The organism is Defluviimonas sp. SAOS-178_SWC, from assembly GCF_039830135.1.
Classification (GTDB): Bacteria; Pseudomonadota; Alphaproteobacteria; order Rhodobacterales; family Rhodobacteraceae; genus Albidovulum.
In genome coordinates this window covers 557,071-581,451 of the sequence record NZ_CP156081.1, presented here as the reverse complement: position 1 = coordinate 581,451, position 24,381 = coordinate 557,071, and the positions used below count along the sequence as shown (strand labels likewise).

Genomic DNA, 24,381 nt, shown 5'->3' with positions numbered 1-24,381 from the left:
AGTCGCCGCCGGCCTTTCCTCCAAGCGCAAAGGATTCAACGCACGAGGGCGTTACTTCCGTCTCAGATGCTCATCGAGACGCGGCATGATCTCGACGAAATTGCAGGGGCGGTGGCGATAGTCGAACTGCCATTTCAGGATCTCGTCCCAGGCATCCTTGCAAGCACCTGGGCTTCCCGGCAGCGCGAAGAGGTAAGTGCCGCCCGCCACACCTCCGCAGGCACGAGATTGCACCGCCGATGTCCCGATCTTTTGCATCGAGACGATAGTGAAGACGGTTCCGAATGCCTCGATCTCCTTCTCGTAGACGTCACGATGCGCCTCGACCGTGACGTCACGACCGGTCAGGCCGGTGCCGCCCGTGGACAGGATCACGTCCACCTCGGGATCGGCGATCCATTTCCTGAGCTGTGCGGCGATTTCCGCGCGCTCGTCGGGCAGGATCGCCCGGTGGGCCAGATGGTGCCCGGCCTCCTCGATCCGCGCGACGAGCGTGTCGCCGGACCGGTCCTCTGCAAGGCTGCGCGTATCCGACACCGTGAGAACGGCGATGCGGACGGGGATGAATTCCTTGCTCTCGTCGATACGGCTCATGCTTGATCCTTCAGGCGGGCCTTGATTTCCAGCAGATCCGCCCAGGCCTCGCGCTTGGCCGCCGGGTTGCGCAGGAGATAGGCGGGATGGGTCATCGGCATCGCGGGGTGGCCAAATGCCTCGGTCCAGTTGCCGCGCAATCGCAGGATGCCGCGCTTGCCGAGTGCGGCAGCGCAGGGGGTATTGCCCATCAGCACGATCACCTTGGGGTCCATGAGATCCACGTGCCGCTTGAGGAACGGCAACATCATCGCGATCTCTGCCGGTTCCGGGTCGCGGTTCGACGGCGGCCGCCAGGGCATCACGTTGGTGATGTAGAGCGCCTCGTCGGCATGATGGGCGGTGCGCGCGAGACCGATCGCCGCGAACATCCGGTCGAGAAGCTGCCCCGCCCGCCCCACGAAGGGCCGGCCTTCGAGATCCTCATCGCGACCTGGTGCCTCGCCAATTATCATCACCCGCGCCTGCGGGTTGCCGTCGGCGAAGACGAAGTTGCGCGCACCCTTCTTCAGCTCGCAGAAGTCGTAGGCCGATTGCGCGGCCGCCAGAGCCTCGAGGCTGGGCGCCCCTTCTGCGGCGGCCTTTGCCGCCTCGACCGGGTCGGGGGACGCCTCGTCGAGTGGCTGCGCCACCGCCTCGGCGACGGGTTTCGGCGCCTCGGCCGCGACCTCGTAGCGGTTGACGGGCACCTCGCCGATGGGCTCGTCGGCGCCAAGCTCCATCTGCCATTCCAGCAGCGCCTTCGCGGCGTGGAAATCCATATGTTGAAGGCCCGAGTCCATGCCCGCCAAGCTAGGCCCCCGTCCCGGCCGGGGCAAGCGCCCGCATTCGCCGTTGCCCGCGCCGCGTCCTTTTGCCATAAGCGGGCGAAACGGGGACCGGAGGCCTGAATGACATTCCGCGCGCGTCACCTTCTCGGGATCGAACATCTGGCCCCGGAAGAGATTCGCACCGTCCTCGACCTCTCGGAAACGTACGTCGAGCTGAACCAGCGCACGGTCAAGCATTCCGACGCGCTGAAGGGCATGACCCAGATCAACATGTTCTTCGAGGCCTCGACCCGGACGCAGGCGTCGTTCGAGCTTGCCGGCAAGCGGCTCGGCGCTGACGTGATGAACATGGCGATGCAGCATTCGAGCGTGAAGAAGGGCGAGACGCTGATCGACACCGCGCTGACGCTGAACGCGATGCACCCGGATCTTCTGGTGGTGCGCCACCCGGCCTCCGGCGCAGTGGATCTTCTGGCGCAGAAGGTGAACTGCGCGGTCCTGAATGCGGGCGACGGGCGGCACGAACACCCGACGCAGGCGCTATTGGACGCGCTGACGATCCGCCGGGCGAAGGGCCGCATCCAGCGCCTGACCGTGGCGATCTGCGGCGACATTGCCCACAGCCGCGTGGCCCGGTCGAACCTGATCCTGCTCGGCAAGATGGAAAACCGCATCCGCCTGATCGGCCCGCCGACACTGATGCCCTCGGGCGTCACGGACCTTGGCTGCGAGGTCTATGAGGACATGCGTGAGGGGCTTCGGGATGCCGATGTCGTGATGATGCTGCGCTTGCAGCGCGAACGCATGGACGGCGGCTTCATCCCGTCGGAGCGGGAATATTACCACCGCTACGGCCTAGATGCCGAGAAGCTCACCCATGCGAAAGAGGACGCCATCGTCATGCATCCCGGCCCGATGAACCGGGGGGTGGAGATCGACGGGGAACTGGCCGACGACATCAACCGCTCCGTCATTCAGGATCAGGTCGAAATGGGCGTCGCGGTGCGGATGGCCTGCATGGACCTGCTGGCCCGGAACCTGCGGGCCGAGCGGGGGCGGCAGGCTGTGGGGGTGATGGTGTGAAGCGCGGAGAGTTCGATTGGTCGCCGTGGCTTGAGGACGGAGAAACCGTTGTCTGGAGCGCGAAAGCAAACATGCTGCCCCTCTGGATCATGTTATTCGCCGGCATTTCCGTTCTATTGGGTGTCGCCAGCGGTATCCACGATGGATCGTCGAAGGGACGCATCGCGGCAGCGATGGGACCCTGGGCTGCAACCTTCTTTGCGATTCTTGCGGCGGCTATGATGTTCGTCCAAAACCACTACTGCGCTACCAACCGGCGCCTGATTACCCTCCATTTCGCGCCTTGGCTTCGGGCACCGAAGTTATCAGCCATTTCATATCGTGACGCCGAGGTTCAGGTCGCACCAAGACGGCCCACAATCGTTCGCAATCGGGAGACACGGAAGCAAATCCTTTCCATGATCCTCTCCAAAAATGACGAAGCAAGCTTGCTCGATTTGGTGAAACAAGAACACACATGACCACCCTCCTCACCAACGCCCGCCTGATCGACCCCGAGGCGCTGACCGAAACCCTCGGCGCGCTTGTCATCGCCGACGGAAAGATTGCCGAAGTCTTAACGCAACCATTTGAAAAGGCTGACTCCTTCCCTGCAGGGAAGGTCATCGACTGTCAGGGCAAGCGCCTCGCCCCCGGCATCGTCGATCTCGGCGTCAAGATCGGCGAACCCGGCGAGCGGCACAAGGAATCGTTCCGCTCCGCCGGTCTCGCCGCCGCCGCCGGCGGCGTCACGACGATCATAGCGCGGCCCGACACGAATCCGGCCATCGACAACCCCGAGACGCTCGAATTCGTTACAAGACGCGCCGCCGAGGCCTCGCCCGTCCGCATCCTCCACATGGCCGCCTTGACCAAGGGCCGCGAGGGGCGCGAGATGACCGAGATCGGGTTCCTCCTCGATGCCGGCGCCATCGCGTTCACCGACTGCGATCATGTGGTTAGCAACACCAAGGTGCTGTCCCGCGCGCTGAGCTATGCGAAATCGCTGAACGCCCTCGTCATGGGCCATCCGCAGGAACCGATCCTGTCGGCGGGCGCCGCCACGACCTCCGGCAAGTTCGCCTCCCTGCGCGGCCTGCCCGGCGTGCCCCCCATGGCCGAACGCATCGGCTTCGACCGCGACATGGGAATGGTCGAGATGACCGGGGTGAAATACCACTTCGACCAGATCACCACCGCCCGCGCCCTGCCGCCCCTCGAACGCGCCAAGGCCAACGGCTTCGACGTGACAGCGGGAACGTCGATCCATCACCTCACGCTGAACGAGTTCGACGTCGGCGACTACCGCACCTTCTTCAAGGTCAAGCCGCCGTTGCGGTCGGAAGACGACCGGCTGGCGGCGGTGGAGGCCGTCGCCCTGGGCCTGATCGACATCATATCCTCCATGCACACGCCGCAGGACGAGGAATCGAAGCGCCTGCCCTTCGAGGACGCCGCCTCGGGCGCCGTTGCGCTCGAAACCTTCCTTCCCGCGGCGATGCGGCTTTACCATGCCGGTCATCTGACGCTGCCGCAGCTCTTCCGGGCGATGGCGCTCAACCCAGCGAAACGCCTGGGCCTGCCGCAGGGGCGCCTCGCGGAGGGCGCGCCGGCCGACCTTGTCCTCTTCGATCCCGACGCGCCCTTCGTGCTCGACCGCTTCAAGCTGCGGTCGAAATCGAAGAACACGCCCTTCGACGGGCAGCGGATGGAGGGCAAGGTGCTGGCGACCTGGGTCGGCGGCACACAAGTGTTCAGCGCGGAGGCGTAGATGCCGGAGCTTGCAAGCGGTGCCGTGGTCCTGATCCTGACGGGCGTGCTGGGCTATTTGCTCGGCTCGATCCCCTTCGGCGTCCTCGTCACAAAGGTGATGGGGCTCGGCGACCTGCGCCAGATCGGGTCCGGCAATATCGGTGCAACCAACGTGCTGCGGACCGGGAACAAGCCCGCCGCGCTGGCGACGCTGATCCTCGACGGCGGCAAGGGGGCGGGGGCGGTACTGATCGCCCGAGCGGTGGCGGGCGAGGATGCGGCACAGCTTGCGGGGCTTGCCGCCTTTCTCGGCCATATCTTCCCGGTCTGGCTGGGCTTCAAGGGCGGCAAGGGGGTTGCGACCTTCCTCGGCACGCTCCTCGCACTGGCCTTCCCCGTCGGCCTCGCCGCCTGCGCGACCTGGCTCTTGACCGCGCTCATCAGCCGCATCTCCTCGCTCTCGGCGCTCGTCTCGGCTGCGCTTGCGGCGATCTGGGCGGGGTTCCTCGGCCACGGCGACATGGTGATCCTGATCGTGATCCTCGCCACCCTGGTCTTCTGGCGGCACCTGCCGAACATCGAACGGCTGAAGGCGGGAACCGAGCCAAGGATCGGCGGCAAGAAGTGACGGGCGTGTTCCGGGCCGCGCTGGACGCGATCCCGGAGGGCTATAGCGAAGGGTGGTTCGATGGCCGCCGCTACCGGATCGAAAAGACCGTGTTCACGGGTGGACGCAGCGTCAAGCTGGTAGCGCAGGAGTTGGGCGGACGCGATTACATCAGCCTCAATCACTACCGCCTGGATGAGGGCGACAAACTGAAACCGTGTGAAATGGCCGAGGCGAAGGTCCGCGCCTTCGTCACGGGCCTGCGGCGCGGACCGGCCTGACCCCTTTACAAACCGCCCGGGCCGCGAGAGGCTTTCCCCGGAACAGCGAGGAGCCGATCATGGATATCTCAACCGCCGTCCGCACCTGTTTTTCGAAGTACGCCACGTTTTCGGGCCGGGCCCGGCGGGCGGAGTTCTGGTGGTTCGCGCTTTTCAACTTCGCCGGCAATATCGTCCTGAATATCGTCGACGGGATCATCTTCGGCTTCGGCCACGGGATGATGGGCGGCGGCGGCCAGCCGTTGTCGGGGCTCTTCTCGCTCGCCATCCTTCTGCCGTCCCTCGCAGTGGCCGCGCGGCGGTTGCACGACACCGGAAGGTCCGGCTGGTGGCTATTGCTGATCCTCATCCCGATCGTCGGGTTCCTCGTCCTGATCTGGTGGTACGCGACCGAGGGCGACAAGGGGCCGAACGAATACGGCCCGGATCCGATGGCGGGCGGGGAGGCGACCGAAAGCTCGGTGCCGCGCGTTCCCCGGCGCTAATGGTCAGTAGCTGTATTCGGCGTAGATGCGGTCGAGGTCGCCGTGCCATTCGCCGTGATACTTCGCCAAAAGCTCGTCGGCGGGGGCCATGCCGGTTTCGACGCTTTCCTGCAGCGCATTGAGGAAATGCGTCTCGTCCGGGACCATGCCGCCTGCGCCCGGACGGGCGCGCGCCCTGAGCCCCGCTTCGGCGATCTTCACCGTCTCGCGCGCGAGGTCGAGCATGTTGACGCCGTGAGTCTCGGCCTGAAGTGCGTCGATGGACGCCGCGACGCGCAACGCCTCGCGGGTTTCAGCGTCCCAGCCCTTGACCAGATCCCAGGCCGCATCGAGCGCGGATTGGTCGTAGAGAAGGCCGACCCACAGGGCGGGGAGCGCGCAGAGCCGACGCCACGGGCCGCCGTCGGCGCCGCGCATCTCGATGTATTTCTTCACCCGGGCTTCGGGGAAGACCGTCGTCATGTGATCGGCCCAGTCCGACAGCGTCGGCTTCTCGCCCGGCAGGGCCGGCAGTTCGCCCTTGAGGAAGTCGCGGAAGCTCTGGCCGAGCGCGTTGATGTACTTGCCGTCGCGGTAGACGAAATACATCGGAACATCGAGAACATAGTCGACATAGCGCTGGAACCCCATGCCGTCCTCGAAGACGAAGGGCAACATGCCGGTGCGGCTGTCGTCCAGGCTGCGCCAGATCCGGCTCCGCCAGCTTTTCATGCCGTTCGGCTTGCCCTCGAAGAAGGGCGAATTGGCGAAAAGCGCGGTCGCCACCGGCTGCAGGGCCAGCGCCACGCGCATCTTCTTGACCATGTCCGCCTCCGACGCGAAGTCGAGGTTGACCTGCACCGTGCAGGTCCGGCGCATCATCTGGGTGCCGTGCGTGCCGACCTTGGTCATGTAGTCGTTCATCAGCTTGTAACGGCCCTTGGGCATGAGCGGCATCTGCTCATGCGTCCAGACCGGCGCCGCGCCGAGCCCGATGAACCGCACGCCGATCCGGTCCGCCACCTCGCGCACTTCGCGCAAGTGCTCGTTCACCTCGTCGCAGGTCTGGTGGATCGTCTCCAGCGGCGCGCCGGAAAGCTCAAGCTGTCCGCCGGGTTCCAGGCTGATATTGGCGCCACCGTGGGTAAGGCCGATGATATGGTCCTGCTCGAAGACGGGCTCCCAGCCGAAGCGCTGCTGCAAGCCTTCGAGCATGGCCCGGATCGAACGCGGCCCATCGTAGGGCAGCGGCAGGAGCGTATCCTTGCAATAGCCGAACTTCTCGTGCTCGGTGCCGATGCGCCAGTCGTCCTTCGGCTTGCAGCCGCTTTCCATGTATTCTGCAAGCTGCTCGAACCGCTCGATCGGGCCGCCGCCGGATTGGGGAATGGACATGAAGGACCTCGATCTCTGCCGCGTTCGGAGGGTTTGACCTGAAACGGCGGCCTGCGCAAGTCAAGCCTGTGGTGCCGGGAATGTCGGCGCGGGGTCATGACATTTCGTGATCGGTCAGTCCCGCGCAAGGGACGCCGACGGTCGGCGCCACAGCGGCAGCGTTTCTGCCCCGTGGTCGAGCGCCGCCGTCAGACGGGCCATGTCGATTCCGGGAAGCGCGGCAAACGCGTCGTACAGTTTCTCGGCCCCCGCCGCATCCACCGGAACCATAAGCACCTCGCCCGCCGTGGTCTTGAGCCGCCAGTGCCGTTTGCCATAAAGCTCGGCCAGACGCACTTCGGAAAGATCGGCAAGCGCGACGAAACCGCCGAACGAGGGGCCGAAATAACCGATCTGGCCTTCGTCGACCTCGACCACGCCGGGCGCGGCGACACCGCGCAGGAACCGGAGGCGCCGGAGCGCGATCATGACCCAGGCGAGGGCGAGGATGACGATCGCCGCCCCAAGCGTTACCAGAAGCCAGCCACCAAGACGGACGAGCCACATACCGGCCGCCATCACCGCGGCGGCGGCGATCACCTCGCTCCATCGGGCCAGCCAGGCCGCCACTTCGGGGCGCAGAAATTTGACGTTGCTGCTCACCGCCAGTCACCAAGATGCGCCTGCCATAGTGTCAGGGCCGCAAGCGCGGCCGTCTCGGCCCGCAGGATCCGGGGACCGAGCGTTATCGACTTGACAAACGGCAGCGCGCGAAGCCGATCCCGTTCGGCATCGGAAAAGCCGCCTTCCGGGCCGATAAGGATCGCCCAAGGTCCGGAGGCCAATCCGGAAAGAAGTCCCGCTGGCGACACCCCGTCGCCCGCCTGCGCCTCGTCGGCCCAGAGGATGCCGCGTTCAGGATCCCAACCGGCGAGCACCTTTGACAGCGGCGCCACGTCGTCGACCTCCGGCAGATGAAGCGCCCCGCACTGCTCCGCCGCCTCGCGCACATGCGCCTCGGCCTTGTCGCGGCGGAGGCGCTCGGAATTGGTGAAATCGGTCGATACCGGCAGAAGGCGCGCCACGCCCAGTTCCACCGCTTTCTCGACGATGAAATCGGTCCGCGCCTTCTTCACGGGCGCGAAAAGAAGCCAGAGATCGGGCGGCGCCGATTGCACCCGCGTCTGCTCAAGGCCGGTCAACACGCCCTTGCGCTTTCCTGCCTCCACGACCTCGGCCAGCCATTCGCCATCGCGGCCGTTGAAGACCAGAACTCTGCTCCCGACACCCTCGCGCATCACCCCGAAAAGATAATGCGCCTGCGCCTCGGTCAGGGGAAGCGATTGCCCCGCCCCGAGCGCATGGTCTACACAGAGCCTGATCTTCGCCATCGCCATGAGGCCGAACTTATGAGCCCGAACGCCGGAACGCCAGAGCCCGAAGGTCGGGTTGCCGACGCCGTTCGGGGAAACTGGGTCGATCGCTATGCCCCCGAAATGGCGCGGCCCTATCTGCGGCTCAGCCGGGCCGACCGGCCGATCGGGACCTGGCTCCTGCTGCTGCCCTGCTGGTGGGGTGTGGCGCTTGCCGCGGCGGAGAGCGGTTGGCGCGGCTGGGACGTCTGGATCGCGCTCGGCTGTGCCGTCGGTGCCTGGCTGATGCGCGGGGCCGGCTGCACATGGAACGACATCACCGACCGCGACTTCGACGCCGCTGTCGCCCGCACGCGGTCACGGCCGATTCCGTCGGGGCAGGTCACGGTGCGGCAGGCGGTGGTCTGGATGCTGGCGCAGATGGTGATCGCGGGGGCGGTGCTTCTGTCCTACAACTGGGTGACGGTCCTTCTCGGTCTTTCCTCGCTCGGCCTCGTCGCCATCTATCCCTTCGCCAAGCGCTTCACCTGGTGGCCGCAGCTCTTTCTCGGGCTCGCGTTCAACTGGGGCGCGATCCTCGCCTATGCCGCGCATTCCGGAACGGTGAGCGCGGCGAGTGTCGTTCTCTATGCTGCGGGCATCGCCTGGACGCTTTTCTACGACACGATCTATGCCCATCAGGACAAAGAAGACGACGTCCTGATCGGGGTGAAATCCACCGCGCGGCTCTTTGGCGCGGCGACGGGGAAGTGGCTTGGCCTGTTCCTGATTCTCGCCGTCACGCTCATGTCGGCGGCGATTCTCCTGGCACTCCTTCCGGCGGCGGGGCCGCTCAAGCTCGCGCTTGCGCTCGCCGCGCCCTGGGCGATGGGCTGGCACCTTCTGTGGCAGATGCGGCGTCTGGATATTGATGATCCGGCCGGATGCCTCACGCTTTTCCGAAGCAATCGCGACACCGGCCTTCTTGCTGCGCTGTTTCTTGCCGCCGCGGCTTTCCTTTGATTGATCCGCCATGCCGGGGCGCTTAAGGAAGGTCGCGTTCCTCTTCCGGCGAAAGTCCGCTGCCTGATGCGTCTGCCCCTTCTCAAGACCCTGCGCCTGCCCCGAAGCATACCTCTCACGGCGATTGGCCCCTTCGCGTTCCTGATCGCTGGGGCGCTCAGCCTGGTCACGGCGACCTGGGCCGCCGGGGTTGTCGAGCGCCGGTCCGCCGAGGGGATCGCCGCTGCGCTGGCGGAAGCGGGCCACACCTGGGCCGAAGTCACGACAGACGGGCTTCAGGTGGAGCTTGCCGGAACCGCACCGACCGAGGCCGCCAGATTTCGTGCCCTTTCGGTCGCGGGCACCATCGTCGATTCCGACCGCGTGATCGACGCGATGGATGTGGTCGACCCCGCCGCCCTCAAGGCCCCCGACTTCACCATCGAGATCCTGCGCAACGGCGACGGCATTTCCCTGATCGGCCTGGTCCCGGCCGGCGATGGACGCGAGAAGATCGTCGAAGACCTGACCAAGCTCGCCGGCGACGGCAGCGTGACGGACATGCTGGAAGCGGCCGATCATCCGGTGCCGGCCGGCTGGCAGGAGGCGCTCGGCTATGGCATCAAGGCGCTTGCCAGTCTGCCTCGGGCAAAGATCTCCATCTCCGCCGACAAAGTGTCGATCACCGCGATTTCCGACAGCCCGGCGGAAAAGGCCCGGCTTGAATCCGACCTGAGCCGCAAGGCGCCAAAGGGCATTCACCTCGCGCTCGACATTTCCGCGCCGCGGCCGGTCATCACACCCTTTACCTTGCGCTTTCTCATCGACGAGAACGGCGCCCGTTTCGATGCCTGCTCCGCCGACAGCGACCGCGCCCGCGACCGCATCCTCGCCGCAGCGACGGAGGCCGGCGCAACGCGCAAGAACGCCTGCACCATCGGACTTGGCGTGCCCACGCCCGCCTGGGCCGACGCGGTGACGATGGGGCTTGCCGCAATGAAGGAACTCGGGGCCGGCTCGATCACGTTCTCGGATGCGGACATCTCGCTCATCGCCGCCGAGACGGTCAGCCAGGAGGCGTTCGACCGCGTCGTCGGGGAACTGGAATCCAACCTGCCGGAGGTCTTCTCCCTCCATGCCACGCTGACGCCCAAGGCATCGGACGTCGCCACCGCCCCGGTCGCTCCGGAGTTCAATGCGACGCTCTCGTCCGACGGCAGGCTCGACATGCGCGGCCGGCTCGGGGACGAGCTTTCGCGCGAGGCAGTCGAAAGTTTCGCCCGCTCGCGCTTTGGTTCCGGCTCGGTCCATGCCGCGACACGCCTCGCCCCCGACATGCCGATGGGCTGGCCGATCCGGGTGCTCGCGGCGCTCGAAGCGCTCGGTGAGCTCGACAACGGTGCCGTGCAGGTGCGGCCGGAGATCATCCGCATCACGGGCATCACCGGTTCGACCAGCGCCAGTGACACCGTCGCGCGGCTTCTCTCCGACCGGCTGGGCGAAGGGGCGAATTACGAGCTCAATATCCGCTACGACGAAACGCTCGACCCCCTGCTCGGCCTGCCGACCGACGAGGAATGCGCGGGCGAGATCAATGCCATCCTTGCCGCGCACAAGATCAACTTCGAACCCGGATCGGCCCAGATCACCGCCGACGGGCGCGACACGCTCGACAAGATCGCCGAGCGAATGAAGGACTGCGCGGACTTCCCGATGGAGGTCGGGGGCCACACCGATAGCCAGGGCCGCGAGGAAATGAACCTCGCGCTCAGCACGGAGCGGGCCCAGGCGGTTATTGCCGCCTTGATGAACCGGCGGGTGTTGACCGGCAACCTCACTGCCGAAGGCTACGGCGAAACCGTCCCCATCGCCGACAACGATACCGAGGAAGGCCGAGAGGCGAACCGGCGGATCGAGTTCCGGCTGGTGAAACCGCAAGTGGCGGCCACACCTGCGGACGCGGAAGACATGACCGGCGACCCGGAGATCGAAATCACCGTCCAGACGCCCGATGACGACACGCCGAAACCGAAAGCCCGGCCCGAACGGACCGGCGAGAACTGAAAGCCGGACGTAACGGCAGTGCCGGCCCTTGACCGGCGATGAGGGAGAGGCCAAAGCAGGGCCATGAACAGAACCGAATTCATCATCGCCACGGCGATCATCCTCTTCGTGGCCTTCGGTCTCGGCTGGTTTGCCTGCTGGCTCCTGCACCGGCTAAGTCGCGTCACCCAGGCCGAGATGGGCGAACTGGAAAAGATGGCGCGCGATCTGCACGATGCGGAAGAAACGCGCGACGCGGCGATCAACTTCCTTGAAACCCGCGAGGCGGAACTGACCAACCAGCTCAACCAGAGCCAGGCGGAGTTGCGCGCCGCGATGGATGGCTTGCGTGATGCCCGGCATGAGGCCGAAGAGTTGCGATCCTACATCGAGCGGATCAACAAGGGCTGAGGATCCCCGGGCGCGCTACCAGCGCTTCAGCGCCGTCTCATCGTCCTCTTTCGCGGCGACCCATTCGGCGCCGTCTGGCCCGAATTCCTTCTTCCAGAAGGGCGCCCGCGACTTAAGGTAGTCCATCAGGAACTCGGCCGCCGCGAAGGCCGCCGCCCGATGCCGCGCGGCGGTCGCGACCATCATGATCGCCTCTCCCGGTTCGAGCGGCCCGTGGCGATGGATGACGAGAACGTCGGAGAGGTTCCAGCGCGCGATCGCTTCCTCGACCATCGTCGTGATCGCCTTCCCGGTCATGCCGGGATAGTGCTCGATCTCCATCCTGGCGAGCGTGCCGCTGTCGTCGCGCACGACGCCAAGGAAGGTCACAACGGCGCCCACATCGCGCCCGCCCTGCCCGAAGCCCGCGCATTCCGCGCCGTAGTCGAACGGTTCGCTCTGGATGCGCACGCGCATCGCTCAGCCCCCCGTCATCGGCGGGAAGAAAGCCACCTCACGCGCTCCGGAAAGCGGGGCCGAAAAATCTGCAAGTTCCTGATCAATGGCCACACGCAGCGCGGAAATATCGGCGAAAGCGGCGGCGTAGCGTTCCTCCCGCACCTTCAACTCTTCGACGAGGTCGCCGACGGTTGCCGCCCCGGTCTCGATCTTCTCGCGCGGGACACCGATGCGTTCACGCACCCAGGCGAAATAGAGAACCTCGATCATCCTTCGTCCTTCAGAAATGGCAGAGCCTTGCGGAAATAATCCCACCCCGTGAGGAAGGTGAGTATTGCGGCGATCCAGATCAAGCCGAGTCCGACGAAGGTGGCATAGGACGAACAGCCGCGCACCCCGCAGGACCGCAAGGGATCGGCAAGGCCGGCACTGACCAGATCGGCATATTCCTCGGCGGTCAGGCCGCGCCGCGCGATGCCTTCGAGATGCTCAAGCCCGGTCCCGAGGAAGAGGACCGCGATGGCCACCATCTGCGCCGTGGTCTTCCATTTGGCGAGCTTCGTGACTTTCAGAAGCCCCGCCTTGGCGCCAAGGAATTCCCGCAGCCCCGACACGAAGACCTCTCGGAAGAGGATCACGGCGGATGGCAATATGAGCCACGGGTTCATTCCCGAATAGCCCGTGATCACCATGATCGCGATCACCACCATAGCCTTGTCGGCGATCGGGTCGAGCATCGCGCCGAACTTGGATTCCTGTTTCCAGAGCCGGGCAAGGTAGCCATCGAAGAAATCGGTGATCGCCGCCGAAATGAAGAGCGCCAGCGCGAACCAGTCGGCCCAGGGGCGGTGGAAATAGAGGAACATCACCGCCACGCCGGGCGCGGCGAGCAGACGGAGGACCGTCAGGATATTCGGGATCGTCCAAGTCATGGCGAATGAGTAGCGGATGGCGTCACGCGGGGAAAGGGGGGAACGGCGCGACCGCGCAGCGTGTGGAGCCAGGGCAGGCGGGACAGCGGGCGAACGCCCCATCACTTCTTTGCAGACGGTCCTTCCCGCGCGTCGTTCTTCCAGACCACGAGGGCGCGAAGAAGGCCTTCGACAAATCGCTCGGTGTCGGACGGATCGACATATTCCAGAATTTGAACCGCGTCTTCAACAGGATCCCAGTTCGGGTCCAACGCAATGGCGGCGGCGATATGGCGCGCCGCGTCCTCCACCCGGCCCGAAAGCGCGAGCGCGGCCGCGAGGCGGGTTTCGCGCATCGGACCGCGCGGCCCGAGCCTGAGAAGGCTTTCGACCGAAAGATCGTAGTCCCCTGCCGTGAAGGCCGCGACCGCGAGGTCGAGGAAGTACCACATCGGGTGGAACGGGTTCAGCTCGATTGCCCGGTGGGAAAGCGCGAGCGCTTCCTGGCCGAGCCCCTTGTTCGAGAGAGCATAGCTCAGCTGCGCCATCGCATCCGTATCGTACGGGTTGAGTTCAAGCGCGCGCCGCGCGTGGAACTCTGCCGCGCCGTTCTCGCGGCGGAACTGGTGAACGAGGCCGAGCATGCGGTGACAGCGCGCCTCCTCCGGCGCGAGCGCCACCGCGCGGGACGCATTCGCCAGAGCGCGATCGAGCACGTCCCGCGGGGCGGAGCCGTAGCCGGCAACGATGACCTCCGCGAGCGCGAGATAGGCCAGCGCAATGGCGCAATCCGGGTCGATCCTAAGCGCCTCGCGCAGGTGGTCGACCGCAGCCTCGTTGACCCCCGGACCGACTTCCCTCAGAAGCCGCCGCGCGGTCACGAAATGGCGGAAGGCCTGAATGTCGGCGGGCCGTCCGGAAAGCGGCAGATCAGTCGCGGCTTCCTCGGCCGTGATCGCGACACGCTGGATGATCCGACGTGGCAGGGTTTCCTCGAGTGATAATATCTCGCTCTGGTCGAGCGTGAACGTCTCGCCCCAGAGCCGTCGCGCGCCGGCGGTCTCGGTGAGGTCGACCGAGATGCGATATCGCCCGCCCAAGCGACGGACGCGCCCGCGCACGACATAGTCGGCCTCAACGTCGTTCCGTCCCTCCGGCGACAGGCCGAGTGCCGAGTAAGGCGAGATCACGGCGAGCGTCCGATATCGGGCGAGGCCGTAGGTCACCTCCTCGGCGAGGTCGCGGAACAGCCGGTCATCCCCGTCCTCGCCCTCGACTTCGAAGGGGAGAACGGCGAGGCGAAGTTCGTAGATCGCCGGACCTTCGTGCGTCTCCGCCGCTGCGGGCGGCCCGAGGTCCAGCATGTATCCACGGCGCGGGAAGGTGCGGACGAGGCCCTGCGCAGCCGGCCCAAGTACACGGCGAAGATCCTTGATCGTCTGGGTCAGCGTATCGTCGCTGACGAAGAGACCCGGCCAGACCGCGGCCATCAGGTCTTCCTTCGCCACGACGGCGCCGCGATGCGTGGCCAAATGCGTTAGCAGGGCGAAGGTCTTGGCCCGGATCTCGACAGGCGCGCCGTCGCGTTCCAGAACGCCCCGACCGGGATCAAGCGTGAAGCCCGCGAGCCGGATCGGTTGCCTGGCCTCCTGCATGCTGGGCATCCATCTCCGATCCGACATTGGGATGCTTCATCGGATGCCAGTGCAGCATGGCTGTCAATGCCCTCCTGGCCAGCCGGCGCGCCGCCCGAAGGAGACTGGGCATCAATGGCGGCCAATCCGCGGCCAGAATTCGGGGATCGTCGGCATCGAGGATCGACAGGTAGTCCGGATGCGCGCCGATCAGTATTCCACCCGAGACGAACGAGGCCAGCTCCGCGCGTCTGTCGGAGGCCTCATGGCGCGCGTCCCGGTCTGGTTCGGTTGTCCAGCGGGCATCGGTTTCGCTGGCGACGGGGCGAATTGGGTGCAGCATGTCGGGTCTCCTCGGCGGTCCGTTCATGCTCCAAGGCTAGGCGCCGGGACGGCTTGCGTCCTGTCGGTCGGCTGAAATTTTCCTGAAATCGCGCGGGCTAGTTGCCGGCGTGGAAGAAGTCATAGACGGTCTGGGCGATCGCTTCCGAGATGCCCTCCACCGCCTTCAGATCATCGAGTCCGGCACGGCTGACCGCTTTCGCCGAGCCGAAATGCTGGAGGAGCGCGCGTTTCCGCGCGGCGCCAATGCCCGGAACCTCGTCAAGCGGGGAGGCACCCACGGCCTTCGCGCGCTTCGCCCTGTGGGCGCCGATGGCCCAGCGGTGCGCCTCGTCCCGGAGGCGCTGGACGAAGTAGAGGACGGGCGCGTTGTGCGGCAGGGCGAAGGGGCGTTTCCCGGGTCGGTGAAATTCCTCCTTCCCTGCATCGCGATCTATTCCCTTGGCGACGCCGATCATCGCGATGTCCTCGACGCCCATCTCCTCCATGATCGACGCCACGGCCGACACCTGCCCGGCGCCGCCGTCGATGAGCAGAAGGTCTGGCCAGGCGTCCGTCTCGCGGTCGGGATCTTCCTTGAGGAGCCGCTGGAAGCGCCGGGTCAGCACTTCTTTCATCATGCCGAAGTCGTCGCCCGGCGTCAGGTCGGTGCCCTTGATGTTGAACTTGCGGTATTGGCTTTTCACAAAGCCCTCCGGGCCTGCGACGATCATGCCGCCCACTGCGTTTGTCCCCATGATGTGGGAGTTGTCGTAAACCTCGATCCGGCGCGGGGGGCCGTCGAGGTCGAAGGCCTCGGCCAGCCCTTCGAGAAGCTTCGACTGCGCGGCGCTTTCGCTCATCCGCCGGGCGAGGCTTTCGCGGGCGTTGCGGGCGGCGTTCTCGACCAGTTCAGCCTTCTCGCCGCGCTGCGGGACGGCGATGTCCACCTTCCGTCCGGCGCGGTCGGAGAGAAGCTCGATCATCAGGTCTGCATCCTCGATAGGATGCGACAGCAGGATCAGGCGGGGCGGTTCCTTGTCGGCGTAGAACTGGCCAAGGAAGGCTTCCAGCACCTCGGGTTCCTCGGCGCCCGAGCCGGTCTTAGGGTAGAAGTCGCGATTGCCCCAGCTCTGGTTGGCGCGGATGAAGAAGACCTGAACGCAGGCCTGCCCACCCTCCATGTGGAGCGCGACGACATCGGCCTCGGCCACACCGCGCGGGTTGATGCCCTGCGCCGACTGCACCTGCGTCAGCGCCTTGATGCGGTCGCGCAGCGCGGCAGCGCGTTCGAATTCCAGCGCCTCGGAGGCGGCGGCCATATCCTCGGCGAGCTTGGCCTGCACCTGCGTGGACTTGCCCTGAAGGAACCGCTCCGCATCCGACACCAGCGCACCATAGCCCGCCTCGTCGATGTACCCCACACAAGGCGCGCTGCAACGCTTGATCTGGTAAAGCAGGCAAGGCCGCGTGCGGCTTGCGAACATCGCGTCCGAGCAGTTGCGCAGCAGGAACACCTTCTGAAGCTGGTTCAGCGTCCGGTTCACCGCGCCGGCGCTGGCGAAGGGGCCGTAATAGTTGCCCTTCTCCTTCTTCGCGCCGCGATGCTTCTTGATCTGCGGAAAGACGTGGTCCTTGGCGACAAGAATGTTCGGGAACGATTTATCGTCCCTGAGCAGCACGTTGAAATAGGGTTTCAGCTGCTTGATGAGGTTCTGTTCCAGAAGCAGCGCCTCGGTCTCCGTGCGCGTCGTCAGGAACATCATCGAGTGGGTAGCGTGGATCATCCGGGCGATCCGCGCCGAATGGCCCGAGGGACGGGCGTAGTTCGACACCCTGGCCTTGAGGTTCCGCGCCTTGCCGACATAAAGCACCCGAGCCTCGGCATCGAGCATGCGGTAGACGCCCGGCTGCGCGGTCAGCGTCTTCAGGTAGGACTGGATCAGGGCATGGCCCGAAAGCTTCCCCTGCGTCACCTCTGCCATCCTTCCCCGTCTTTCGCACCGGCCCTGCGATATCGGGCCGATTCCCTGCTCCGGCTGCACTCTTACGCGTCGTGGCGCAAGAGAAAACCTGTCCACGGAAAATGTGGATAACTCTGTCGAAAAGATTTGGGCACCCGGAAATTATCGTTGTTTTCGGCAGGCTTCATCGTATTGCCTAAATTTTAGGCGCTACCGCAAATATTTGAAAGTTAACAATTTTTTTTGTGATCTGCGCAAATCACTGAAAGTATTGAGAGAATCGTAACGGGTTTGTTACGGCAGCGTGACAAGTGGACAAGTCAAGCCCCGGGTGCCTAAAATCGCTCGTTCACACCCAAAATATCAGGGGTCTTCCAGCCGAGATGCTGACCGCCGTCGACGCAGAGAAGCTGCCCGGTGACGGCGGGAGCATCGAGGAAATATCCAAGCGCCGCGCAGACATCGTCGGGATTGGCGCCACGGCCCAGAATTGACCCCGCCCGTTGCGCGCGGAACTGCTCCTCGGTCTGCTTTGCGCCCTGCAGGGTGGAACCGGGCCCGATCGCGTTGACACGGACATCGGGGCCGAGGGCGCGGGCGGCCGTCTGGGTGAAGGCCCAAAGCCCCATCTTGGCGACGGTATAGGACATGAATTCCGGCGTCAGCTTCCTCACCCGCTGGTCGAGCATGTTGACGACAAGCGCCTGTGCCCGCATCTCGCCGCCTTCGCCGGCGGCCCTCGGGGCCTGGGCAGCGAAGTCCTGGGTCAGGACGATGGGCGCGCGCAGGTTGGATTCGATGTGACGATCCCAGCTGTCGCGGGTCATCGTGCGGACGTTGTCGTATTCGAAGATCGAGGCGTTGTTGATGAGGACCGTCAAGGGCCCACCCAGCGCGTCGGCGGCATGTCCGACGAGGGTGCGGGTTTCCGCCTCGACCAGAAGATCGGCGCGCAAGGTCGCGGCCCGGACGCCCAGCGCCCGCGCCTTCTCCGCCACACTTTCCGCCGCCTCGCGCGACGCCAAATAGTGGATCGCCACGTCGTGGCCTCGTGCTGCGAGGTAAAGCGCCATCGCCCGGCCAAGCCGGTGCGCCGCGCCGGTAACAAGCGCCCGTCCGGTCATCATTTGCCCCCGCAATCACAAGGCCCGGGGCCGATCCTGGGCCGCCCGCAATCGGGGCAGCGTTTGGCCGAAAGCCGCTTGGGTCCGCGGCGCGGAAACCGGAGCCGCCCGAACAGCGCGAGGACCGCCATGCCGATGAGGAAGAAGGTGAAGACCTTGACCATGTCAGAGCCCGTACCGCGCCCAAAGCGTGCGGTCCTCGATCTGCTCCAGGGCCTCGCCCAGAACGCGGGCGCCGAACCGCTGGAAGATGGATTTCTTCACGCCGAACGGCACGAGTTTCACCTTGTCGCCGTAGAGCGATTTCAGTTTCGGAACCATATGCGCGACACCGTCGGCCAACCCTTCGGCCACTGCGGCCTGGCCAACCCAGACATCGCCGGTGAAGAGGTCCGTATCGGCGAGCTTGCCGCCACGCCGACCGCTGACCTGCGCCTTGAATGCGTCGTGGATCGGGTCGAGGATCGCCCGCAGCCGGGCCACATCATCGGGGTTTTCCGGGCGGAACGGGTCAAGGAAGCTCTTGGATTTCCCGGCGGTGTGCACCCGCCGCTCGATCCCGTACCGCGACAGGAACTCGGGGAAACCAAAACCGGATGAGATCACGCCGATGGACCCGACGACGGAACTCGGATCGACCCAGATGTCATCGCCCGCAGTCGCCAACCAATAACCGCCGGAGGCCGCAACATCCTCCACGAAGGCATGAACGGGGATCTTCTTTTCGTCCGCCAGCCGGCGGATCCGCGCGGCGATCAACGCCGACTGCACCGGCGCGCCGCCGGGCGAGTTGATCACCAGCGCCACCGCCTTGGGCTTGCCGCGCGCGAAGGCCTTTTCGATCACCGGGGCGAGGCTGGCATCGTTCAATCCCGATCCCATGCGTCCGCCCGAAGAGATGACGCCCTGAAGGCGAATGACCGCGACCCGTGGCGGCGACTTTAGGAAGGGGATAAAGCGTCTCATGGTTTCCCATGTAGTCCGGGGGCGCTTTGCCGACAATAGCCGCCTTCCCCGCCCCCGCCGGGACCGCTACTGTCGGCCCATGATCGACAAGCTCGAAATGTTCATCGCCCTTGCCAACGAACGCCATTTCGGCCGCGCGGCCGAAGCGGTGGGGGTGACGCAACCGTCGCTGTCCTCGGCCCTTCGCCAGCTCGAAGATCAGCTGGGCGTTCAACTCGTCTTTCGCGGCTCCCGCTTTCAGGGGCTGACGCCCGAGGGGCAGCGGGTGCTTGACTGGGCTCTGCGCATTGTCGGCGACGCGCGGACCATGCGCGAGGAAATGCGGGCGCTGAAACAGGGCGTCTCGGGCAAGCTGAGGATCGGGGTGATCCCGACGGCCCTGCCGATGATCACGCGCCTGACCGTGCCCTTTCTCGAACGGAATCCGAGTGTCAGCATCACGATCCTGTCGCGAACCTCGGTCGAGATCCTCGACGGGATCGAACGGCTGGAGCTCGATGCCGGGATCACCTATCTCGACAACGAACCGCTGGGCCGGGTCACTCAGGTTCCGCTCGTGCGCGAAACCTACCGGCTTCTCGTCGGCGCCGCCTCGCCGATGGCCCGGCGGGCCTCGGTCACCTGGGCCGAGGCGGCGGAGTTGCCGCTCTGCCTCCTGACCGGCGACATGCAGAACCGCCGCATCGTCAACCAGCATCTTGCCGAGGCGGGGGCATCGCCCAAGGCGCCGATCGAATCCAATTCCATCATCGCGCTCATTTCCCATGTCGCAACGGGCCGCTGGGCCTCGATCGTGCCTGAAACGCTTGCCGGAATGCAGGGTCCGGGATCCGGGCTGAGGGCGATCCCGGTGGTGGCGCCGGAGGCCAGCCATATCGTCGGCCTCATCGCCGCCCATCGCGAACCGCACACGCCGGTCCTGAGCGCGCTTCTCGATCAGGCGCGCAAGGTGGCCGCGGTCTAGGGCGGCAGGACGGCGCGCTCTTCTTGGGACCGAGCCGTTTTCTCACCCGGCCCGTTCGAGGATTGCCCGAAGATCGGCGATGTCGAACGGAACCGGACTGGCCTTCATCGACGATGACGCAAGGGCCGCTTCCGCGACCACGGCATGGTCGCCGGACTGGAGGCCCAGCGCCGAGAGCCTCGGCAAACCCTGGCCGTGCGCCCAGTCCTCGAGAGCGCCGATCCCGCCGCCGTCGAACGCCGCGTCGATCCACCGCATGATCTCGCCCAGCCGCTCCGAGGGGGCGCGGGCCGATATCAGCCTGAGGACATGCGGCAGAAGCGCGCCGCAGATCGCGCCGTGGGCGGCACCGGTCATACCGCCGATCGGACCCGCCAACCCATGCACCGCGCCAAGCCCGGCATTCGCGAGAGCCAGCCCGCCGGACAGGCTGACCCAGGCCATTCCGTCGCGGGCCTCGCTGTCTTCCGCCGCCATCAACTGGCGAAGGGCGATCAGCCCTGTCGGGATGGCGGCCCGGCTCAGCGCATCGGTATAGGGATTTGCCCCAGCCGAAAGGTAAGGCTCGATCACCTGCACCACGGCATCTAGACCCGAGGCCAGCGTCACCAATTTCGGGCAGTGGTCGGTCAGCGACGGATCAACGATAGCAAGCCGCGCGATCATCCGGTCGTCGCGGAGCGAGACCTTGCGGCGATGCTCGGGCACGTCGATGACGGCGTTCTTGGTCACTTCGGCGCCGGTTCCGGCCGTAGTCGGAATGGCCACGAACGACAACGGGTCGGCCTCCAGCGGCCGCCCCCGGCCAACGACTTCGAGGTGGTCCATCGCCCCGCCCGGCGCCGGAACCAGCGCCGCTATAGCCTTGGCGAGATCAAGGGCCGAACCGCCGCCGAAACCGATCACCAGATCGGCGTCACGCGCCGCCTCAACCCCGGCGTCAAGCATGGCCAGCGTCGGTTCGCCGGGACAGGGATGCGCGGTCACGGCAAGCCTGGCTCCTTCGAGCGCGGCGACCAACGGAAGGGCCCGCTCTGCGGTCCGGCCATGAACAAGGAAGGCATGACGGCCGAGCGCGGCAATCTCGGGAACCGCCGCCAACGCCTCTCCCCGGCCGAACTGGATGCGGCGCGGCTGGGCGATCGAGAATGGCCTTGTCATACGGTCATCGTTGCCGCTACGGCGCGTTTCCAGCGGGCGTATTTTTCGTCGCGCAAAGTCTCGGCCATCCCCGGCTCGAACCGCCGGTTCAGGGCCCAGGCTTTTGCGAAGCCTTCTGCGTCCGGATAGACCCCGGCGCGCGATCCGGCGAGCCAGGCCGCGCCGAGCGCCGTCGTCTCCAGCACGTCCGGCCGGTCCACCGGGGCGCCGATGATGTCCGAAAGGAACTGCATCGCCCAGTCCGAGGCGGTCATTCCGCCGTCGACGCGCAGCACACCCTCGGCGGCGCCGTCCCAATCTGCCCGCATGGCCTCCAGAAGGTCGCGGGTCTGGTAACCGACGCTTTCGAGCGCCGCCTTCGCGAACTCCGCAGGGCCGGAATTGCGGGTGAGGCCGTAGATCGCACCGCGGCAATTCGCGTTCCAGTAGGGCGCGCCAAGGCCGACAAAGGCGGGAACCAGCACGACATCCTGCGCGGGATCGGCCGCTTCCGCGAGGGCCTTCGTCTCGGCCGCGTCGCGGATGATCTTCAGCCCGTCGCGCAGCCACTGCACCACGGCTCCGGCGATGAAGATGGAGCCTTCGAGTGCGTAGGTGGGCTTGCCATCGAACTGATACGCGATCGTGGTCAGAAGCCGGTTCTTCGACGCCACCGGCTTGGCCCCGGTGTTCAGAAGCGCGAAGCAGCCGGTACCGTAGGTCGATTTCATCATGCCGGGCGCGAAACAGGCCTGGCCGATGGTCGCCGCCTGCTGGTCGCCGGCGACGCCGTAGATCGGAATCTCGCGCCCGAAAAGGTCGGCGCGGGTCGTGCCGAAATCCGATGCGCAGTCCCTGACCTCTGGAAGCATCTCTTCCGGTATATTCAGGATTTTAAGAATATCCTTGTCCCATGCACCCTTATGGATGTTATAGATCAAGGTCCGCGCCGCATTCGTGGCGTCCGTCGCATGCACTTTCCCGCCGGTCAGCTTCCAGATCAGGAAGCAATCGACGGTTCCGAACAGCAGCTCCCCCGCCACGGCCCGCGCCCTTGCCCCCTCGACATTGTCGAGAAGCCAGGCGAGTTTGGTTCCCGAGAAGTAGGGGTCGAGCAGCAGCCCCGTCCGCTCCGAGATCATCGGCTCGTGCCCCTCGGCCTTCAGTCGTTGGCACATGTCGGAGGTCCGTCGGTCCTGCCAGACGATGGCGCGGTGAATGGGCTCTCCGGTCTTGCGGTCCCAGACCAGCGTCGTCTCGCGCTGGTTGGTGATGCCGATGGCCGCGATGTCCTTCGCGCCGACCTTCGCCTTTTCGATCACCGACCGCGTGGTCCCGGCGACGGAGGACCAGATGTCGCCCGGGTCATGCTCCACCCAGCCCGAGGCGGGGAAATGCTGGGGGAATTCTTCCTGCGCGATGGCCTTCACCTTCAGGCCCGCATCGAAAAGGATCGCCCGGCTCGACGTCGTGCCCTGGTCGATGGCGAGAATATAGGTCATGCCGTCCCCCTTTCGGCCATCCATGCGTCAAGCGCCGCGATCTCGTCGCCGGTCATCCTGAGACCGAGTTTGGTGCGGCGCCAGACCATGTCCTCGGCGGTCTTCGCGTATTCCTTCTCCATGAGCCAGCGGACCTCGGCCTCCGTCAAGCCCGCGCCGAAAGCGCGGCCGAGATCGGCGGCCGAACGCGCGGCGCCCAGGACCGCCGTCGCCTCGGTGCCGTAGGTGCGGATCAGGCGGCGGGCGGTGAAGGGGTCCAGAAACGGGTAGCGCGCAGCAAGATCCGCGATCAGCGTCGACACGCCCTCCACCGGGAAGTCGCCGCCCGGCAGCGGCACGCCGGCGGTCCAGTCGCCCCTCGTCACGCCGAGAAGCGGCGCGATCCTGGCCATCGCCGCTTCGGCCAGCTTGCGATAGGTGGTGATCTTGCCGCCGAACACATTGAGGACGGGCGCGCCGTCGGCATTGACGGTCAGGACGTAGTCGCGGGTCGCGGCGCTCGCCGAGCTTGCACCGTCATCGTAGAGCGGACGCACCCCGGAATAGGTCCAGACGACATCATCGCGCGTCACCGGGCGCAGGAAATACTGCGAGGCGAAGCCGCAGAGGTATTCCTGTTCCTCCTCGGTGCAGCGTGCCTCGGACGGGTCGCCCTGGTGGTCCTGATCGGTAGTGCCGATGAGGGTGAAATCCTCCTCATACGGGATCGCGAATATGATCCGGCCGTCGGTGCCCTGGAAAAAATAGGCGCGGTCATGGTCGAAGAGCCGCCTGGTGACGATGTGCGATCCACGGACAAGACGGATGCCGGCCTTCGGAACAAGATGGGCGGTATCGCGGATGACATGCTCCACCCACGGCCCGCCGGCATTGACGAGCATCCGGGCGCGGAAGCGCTTTTCACGGCCCCTGAGCGCGACCGTAACCTCCCACGCGTCGCCGGTCCGGTGGGCGTCGGTCACTTTGGCGCCGGTCATGATCTTCGCCCCGCGCGCCTCGGCGTCGCGGGCGTTCAGAACGACAAGCCGGGCATCCTGCACCCAGCAATCGGAATACTCGTAGGCTCGTTCGAACTTCGGGTCGAGGACCGCCCCCGCCGGGTCGTTCCGCAGGTCGAGCGTCGCGGTGCCGGGCAGGATCTTTCGCCCGCCGAGATGATCGTAAAGGAACAGCCCGAAGCGGATCAGCCAGGCCGGGCGGCGGCCCTTCATCCACGGCATGAAGATCGCGAGCAGCCGCGAGGTGGGCGTCGCGCTTTCGAAGCGCATGTCGCGGTGATAGGGCAGGACGAAGCGCATCGGCCAGCTGATATGCGGCATCGCGCGCAAGAGAACCTCGCGCTCGATCAGCGCCTTCCGGACGAGCCCGACCTCGAAATATTCGAGATAGCGCAGCCCGCCGTGGAACAGCTTGGTCGAGGCCGAGGAGGTGGCCTGCGCGAGATCCCCCATTTCGGCGAGGGCGACTGACATCCCCCGCCCCGCCGCATCGCGGGCGATGCCGACGCCGTTGATTCCGCCGCCGATGACGAACAGGTCGTAGGCCGGTTCGGGGATGTCTTCGGAAACCACTTCACCCTCCGGGAATGCCAGACCGTTATCACGTCGCCATGCGCGCTTTGTCAACTTTGTTGTTCGTAATTGTTCGTTTCTGGTGACATCCATGCGCGATTGCGGTAGCACTCCCCACCGAGGGACAGGAGGAC

The 24,381-nt window shown here is 65.8% G+C and carries 26 protein-coding genes; 10 read left to right on the top strand and 16 right to left on the bottom strand.

All coding sequences use genetic code 11. The features are described 5' to 3' along the window. Positions 1 to 51 precede the first annotated feature (51 nt). Together moaB and V5734_RS03720 are read right to left on the bottom strand one after the other, a co-directional pair. The gene (gene moaB, locus V5734_RS03725; protein WP_347312171.1) at positions 52 to 594 is read right to left on the bottom strand and encodes a molybdenum cofactor biosynthesis protein B; all 543 of its coding nucleotides are present in this window, start codon (positions 592 to 594) and stop codon (positions 52 to 54) included. Continuing rightward, the gene (locus V5734_RS03720) at positions 591 to 1,376 is read right to left on the bottom strand and encodes a uracil-DNA glycosylase (RefSeq protein ID WP_347313565.1); all 786 of its coding nucleotides are present in this window, start codon (positions 1,374 to 1,376) and stop codon (positions 591 to 593) included. Before V5734_RS03720 ends, moaB begins: the two co-directional genes overlap by 4 nt. 108 nt (positions 1,377 to 1,484) lie before the next feature. On the opposite strand from V5734_RS03720, the gene V5734_RS03715 reads away from it, so the two are divergent. Genes V5734_RS03715 through V5734_RS03690 form a run of 6 tightly spaced genes read left to right on the top strand, consistent with a single transcriptional unit; the run spans position 1,485 to position 5,551 of the window. Continuing rightward, positions 1,485 to 2,447 (top strand): aspartate carbamoyltransferase catalytic subunit, encoded by a 963-nt coding sequence (locus V5734_RS03715; protein WP_347312170.1) that lies wholly within the window; start codon positions 1,485 to 1,487, stop codon positions 2,445 to 2,447. After that, on the top strand, positions 2,444 to 2,908 hold the full coding sequence (locus V5734_RS03710) for a hypothetical protein (protein ID WP_347312169.1): 465 nt from the start codon (positions 2,444 to 2,446) through the stop codon (positions 2,906 to 2,908). Before V5734_RS03715 ends, V5734_RS03710 begins: the two co-directional genes overlap by 4 nt. Further along, on the top strand, positions 2,905 to 4,197 hold the full coding sequence (pyrC, locus tag V5734_RS03705) for a dihydroorotase (RefSeq protein WP_347312168.1): 1,293 nt from the start codon (positions 2,905 to 2,907) through the stop codon (positions 4,195 to 4,197). Before V5734_RS03710 ends, pyrC begins: the two co-directional genes overlap by 4 nt. Next, positions 4,198 to 4,806, top strand: a complete 609-nt coding sequence (plsY, locus tag V5734_RS03700) for a glycerol-3-phosphate 1-O-acyltransferase PlsY (RefSeq protein WP_347312167.1) — start codon at positions 4,198 to 4,200, stop codon at positions 4,804 to 4,806. Next, complete coding sequence (locus V5734_RS03695; protein WP_347312166.1) at positions 4,803 to 5,066, top strand: hypothetical protein; 264 nt, start codon at positions 4,803 to 4,805, stop codon at positions 5,064 to 5,066. The genes plsY and V5734_RS03695 overlap by 4 nt, the downstream gene beginning before the upstream one ends. Positions 5,067 to 5,125: 59 nt before the next feature. Beyond that, positions 5,126 to 5,551 carry a DUF805 domain-containing protein gene (locus V5734_RS03690; RefSeq protein WP_347312165.1) on the top strand — a complete coding sequence of 142 codons (426 nt, stop codon included), beginning with the start codon at positions 5,126 to 5,128 and terminating at the stop codon, positions 5,549 to 5,551. Positions 5,552 to 5,554: 3 nt separating this feature from the next. Here V5734_RS03690 and V5734_RS03685 read toward each other — a convergent pair whose 3' ends face one another. The 3 genes from V5734_RS03685 to V5734_RS03675 all read right to left on the bottom strand — a co-directional run bounded on the left by V5734_RS03685 (position 5,555) and on the right by V5734_RS03675 (position 8,301). Continuing rightward, positions 5,555 to 6,925 carry a glutamate--cysteine ligase gene (locus V5734_RS03685; RefSeq protein ID WP_347312164.1) on the bottom strand — a complete coding sequence of 457 codons (1,371 nt, stop codon included), beginning with the start codon at positions 6,923 to 6,925 and terminating at the stop codon, positions 5,555 to 5,557. A gap of 114 nt (positions 6,926 to 7,039) precedes the next feature. Then, complete coding sequence (locus tag V5734_RS03680) at positions 7,040 to 7,567, bottom strand: hypothetical protein (RefSeq protein ID WP_347312163.1); 528 nt, start codon at positions 7,565 to 7,567, stop codon at positions 7,040 to 7,042. Beyond that, positions 7,564 to 8,301, bottom strand: coding sequence for a 16S rRNA (uracil(1498)-N(3))-methyltransferase (locus V5734_RS03675; protein WP_347312162.1), 738 nt, complete (start codon positions 8,299 to 8,301; stop codon positions 7,564 to 7,566). Before V5734_RS03675 ends, V5734_RS03680 begins: the two co-directional genes overlap by 4 nt. Before the next feature lie 12 nt (positions 8,302 to 8,313). Here V5734_RS03675 and ubiA point away from each other — a divergent pair, with 12 nt between their 5' ends. From ubiA to V5734_RS03660, 3 genes are all read left to right on the top strand, one after another. Next, positions 8,314 to 9,279, top strand: coding sequence for a 4-hydroxybenzoate octaprenyltransferase (gene ubiA / locus V5734_RS03670; protein WP_347312161.1), 966 nt, complete (start codon positions 8,314 to 8,316; stop codon positions 9,277 to 9,279). 66 nt (positions 9,280 to 9,345) lie between these two features. Beyond that, positions 9,346 to 11,322: an OmpA family protein gene (locus V5734_RS03665; protein ID WP_347312160.1), complete on the top strand. Its 1,977-nt coding sequence runs from the start codon at positions 9,346 to 9,348 to the stop codon at positions 11,320 to 11,322. A 63-nt stretch (positions 11,323 to 11,385) separates the two neighbouring features. Continuing rightward, complete coding sequence (locus tag V5734_RS03660) at positions 11,386 to 11,712, top strand: hypothetical protein (RefSeq protein ID WP_347312159.1); 327 nt, start codon at positions 11,386 to 11,388, stop codon at positions 11,710 to 11,712. A gap of 15 nt (positions 11,713 to 11,727) precedes the next feature. On the opposite strand, the gene V5734_RS03655 is transcribed toward V5734_RS03660, so the two are convergent. From V5734_RS03655 to V5734_RS03620, 8 genes are all read right to left on the bottom strand, one after another. Next, positions 11,728 to 12,168 carry a molybdenum cofactor biosynthesis protein MoaE gene (locus V5734_RS03655; protein ID WP_347312158.1) on the bottom strand — a complete coding sequence of 147 codons (441 nt, stop codon included), beginning with the start codon at positions 12,166 to 12,168 and terminating at the stop codon, positions 11,728 to 11,730. A gap of 3 nt (positions 12,169 to 12,171) precedes the next feature. Next, complete coding sequence (gene moaD / locus V5734_RS03650; protein ID WP_347312157.1) at positions 12,172 to 12,420, bottom strand: molybdopterin converting factor subunit 1; 249 nt, start codon at positions 12,418 to 12,420, stop codon at positions 12,172 to 12,174. Further along, the gene (gene pgsA, locus V5734_RS03645) at positions 12,417 to 13,082 is read right to left on the bottom strand and encodes a CDP-diacylglycerol--glycerol-3-phosphate 3-phosphatidyltransferase (protein WP_347312156.1); all 666 of its coding nucleotides are present in this window, start codon (positions 13,080 to 13,082) and stop codon (positions 12,417 to 12,419) included. Before pgsA ends, moaD begins: the two co-directional genes overlap by 4 nt. A 101-nt stretch (positions 13,083 to 13,183) precedes the next feature. Next, positions 13,184 to 14,716, bottom strand: coding sequence for a winged helix-turn-helix domain-containing tetratricopeptide repeat protein (locus tag V5734_RS03640; RefSeq protein ID WP_347312155.1), 1,533 nt, complete (start codon positions 14,714 to 14,716; stop codon positions 13,184 to 13,186). Further along, positions 14,670 to 15,038, bottom strand: a complete 369-nt coding sequence (locus V5734_RS03635; RefSeq protein ID WP_347312154.1) for a hypothetical protein — start codon at positions 15,036 to 15,038, stop codon at positions 14,670 to 14,672. Before V5734_RS03635 ends, V5734_RS03640 begins: the two co-directional genes overlap by 47 nt. Positions 15,039 to 15,135: 97 nt before the next feature. Continuing rightward, the gene (uvrC, locus tag V5734_RS03630) at positions 15,136 to 17,001 is read right to left on the bottom strand and encodes an excinuclease ABC subunit UvrC (protein ID WP_347312153.1); all 1,866 of its coding nucleotides are present in this window, start codon (positions 16,999 to 17,001) and stop codon (positions 15,136 to 15,138) included. A 314-nt stretch (positions 17,002 to 17,315) separates the two neighbouring features. Next, positions 17,316 to 18,104, bottom strand: a complete 789-nt coding sequence (locus V5734_RS03625) for an SDR family oxidoreductase (RefSeq protein ID WP_347312152.1) — start codon at positions 18,102 to 18,104, stop codon at positions 17,316 to 17,318. Positions 18,105 to 18,269: 165 nt separating this feature from the next. Next, positions 18,270 to 19,070 (bottom strand): S49 family peptidase, encoded by an 801-nt coding sequence (locus V5734_RS03620; protein ID WP_347312151.1) that lies wholly within the window; start codon positions 19,068 to 19,070, stop codon positions 18,270 to 18,272. Positions 19,071 to 19,149: 79 nt separating this feature from the next. Between V5734_RS03620 and V5734_RS03615 the strand changes: the two genes are divergently transcribed. Continuing rightward, positions 19,150 to 20,034 (top strand): LysR family transcriptional regulator, encoded by an 885-nt coding sequence (locus V5734_RS03615; protein WP_347312150.1) that lies wholly within the window; start codon positions 19,150 to 19,152, stop codon positions 20,032 to 20,034. 42 nt (positions 20,035 to 20,076) lie between these two features. Here V5734_RS03615 and V5734_RS03610 read toward each other — a convergent pair whose 3' ends face one another. Genes V5734_RS03610 through glpD form a run of 3 tightly spaced genes read right to left on the bottom strand, consistent with a single transcriptional unit; the run spans position 20,077 to position 24,340 of the window. Next, the gene (locus V5734_RS03610) at positions 20,077 to 21,195 is read right to left on the bottom strand and encodes an iron-containing alcohol dehydrogenase (protein ID WP_347312149.1); all 1,119 of its coding nucleotides are present in this window, start codon (positions 21,193 to 21,195) and stop codon (positions 20,077 to 20,079) included. Next, on the bottom strand, positions 21,192 to 22,676 hold the full coding sequence (gene glpK, locus V5734_RS03605; protein ID WP_347312148.1) for a glycerol kinase GlpK: 1,485 nt from the start codon (positions 22,674 to 22,676) through the stop codon (positions 21,192 to 21,194). Before glpK ends, V5734_RS03610 begins: the two co-directional genes overlap by 4 nt. Beyond that, complete coding sequence (gene glpD, locus V5734_RS03600) at positions 22,673 to 24,340, bottom strand: glycerol-3-phosphate dehydrogenase (protein WP_432759658.1); 1,668 nt, start codon at positions 24,338 to 24,340, stop codon at positions 22,673 to 22,675. Before glpD ends, glpK begins: the two co-directional genes overlap by 4 nt. Positions 24,341 to 24,381 lie beyond the last annotated feature (41 nt).

Coding starts and splice junctions, on each gene's coding strand:
- ubiA (WP_347312161.1), top strand. CDS start 8,314: ATGAGCCCGAACGCCGGAACGCCAGAGCCCGAAGGTCGGGTTGCCGAC.
- moaD (WP_347312157.1), bottom strand. CDS start 12,420: ATGATCGAGGTTCTCTATTTCGCCTGGGTGCGTGAACGCATCGGTGTC.
- V5734_RS03685 (WP_347312164.1), bottom strand. CDS start 6,925: ATGTCCATTCCCCAATCCGGCGGCGGCCCGATCGAGCGGTTCGAGCAG.
- pgsA (WP_347312156.1), bottom strand. CDS start 13,082: ATGACTTGGACGATCCCGAATATCCTGACGGTCCTCCGTCTGCTCGCC.
- plsY (WP_347312167.1), top strand. CDS start 4,198: ATGCCGGAGCTTGCAAGCGGTGCCGTGGTCCTGATCCTGACGGGCGTG.
- uvrC (WP_347312153.1), bottom strand. CDS start 17,001: ATGGCAGAGGTGACGCAGGGGAAGCTTTCGGGCCATGCCCTGATCCAG.
- V5734_RS03720 (WP_347313565.1), bottom strand. CDS start 1,376: ATGGACTCGGGCCTTCAACATATGGATTTCCACGCCGCGAAGGCGCTG.
- V5734_RS03640 (WP_347312155.1), bottom strand. CDS start 14,716: ATGCAGGAGGCCAGGCAACCGATCCGGCTCGCGGGCTTCACGCTTGAT.
- V5734_RS03660 (WP_347312159.1), top strand. CDS start 11,386: ATGAACAGAACCGAATTCATCATCGCCACGGCGATCATCCTCTTCGTG.
- pyrC (WP_347312168.1), top strand. CDS start 2,905: ATGACCACCCTCCTCACCAACGCCCGCCTGATCGACCCCGAGGCGCTG.
- V5734_RS03625 (WP_347312152.1), bottom strand. CDS start 18,104: ATGACCGGACGGGCGCTTGTTACCGGCGCGGCGCACCGGCTTGGCCGG.
- V5734_RS03690 (WP_347312165.1), top strand. CDS start 5,126: ATGGATATCTCAACCGCCGTCCGCACCTGTTTTTCGAAGTACGCCACG.
- glpD (WP_432759658.1), bottom strand. CDS start 24,340: ATGGATGTCACCAGAAACGAACAATTACGAACAACAAAGTTGACAAAG.
- V5734_RS03620 (WP_347312151.1), bottom strand. CDS start 19,070: ATGAGACGCTTTATCCCCTTCCTAAAGTCGCCGCCACGGGTCGCGGTC.
- V5734_RS03655 (WP_347312158.1), bottom strand. CDS start 12,168: ATGCGCGTGCGCATCCAGAGCGAACCGTTCGACTACGGCGCGGAATGC.
- V5734_RS03610 (WP_347312149.1), bottom strand. CDS start 21,195: ATGACAAGGCCATTCTCGATCGCCCAGCCGCGCCGCATCCAGTTCGGC.
- V5734_RS03715 (WP_347312170.1), top strand. CDS start 1,485: ATGACATTCCGCGCGCGTCACCTTCTCGGGATCGAACATCTGGCCCCG.
- moaB (WP_347312171.1), bottom strand. CDS start 594: ATGAGCCGTATCGACGAGAGCAAGGAATTCATCCCCGTCCGCATCGCC.
- V5734_RS03615 (WP_347312150.1), top strand. CDS start 19,150: ATGATCGACAAGCTCGAAATGTTCATCGCCCTTGCCAACGAACGCCAT.
- V5734_RS03665 (WP_347312160.1), top strand. CDS start 9,346: ATGCGTCTGCCCCTTCTCAAGACCCTGCGCCTGCCCCGAAGCATACCT.
- V5734_RS03635 (WP_347312154.1), bottom strand. CDS start 15,038: ATGCTGCACCCAATTCGCCCCGTCGCCAGCGAAACCGATGCCCGCTGG.
- V5734_RS03675 (WP_347312162.1), bottom strand. CDS start 8,301: ATGGCGATGGCGAAGATCAGGCTCTGTGTAGACCATGCGCTCGGGGCG.
- glpK (WP_347312148.1), bottom strand. CDS start 22,676: ATGACCTATATTCTCGCCATCGACCAGGGCACGACGTCGAGCCGGGCG.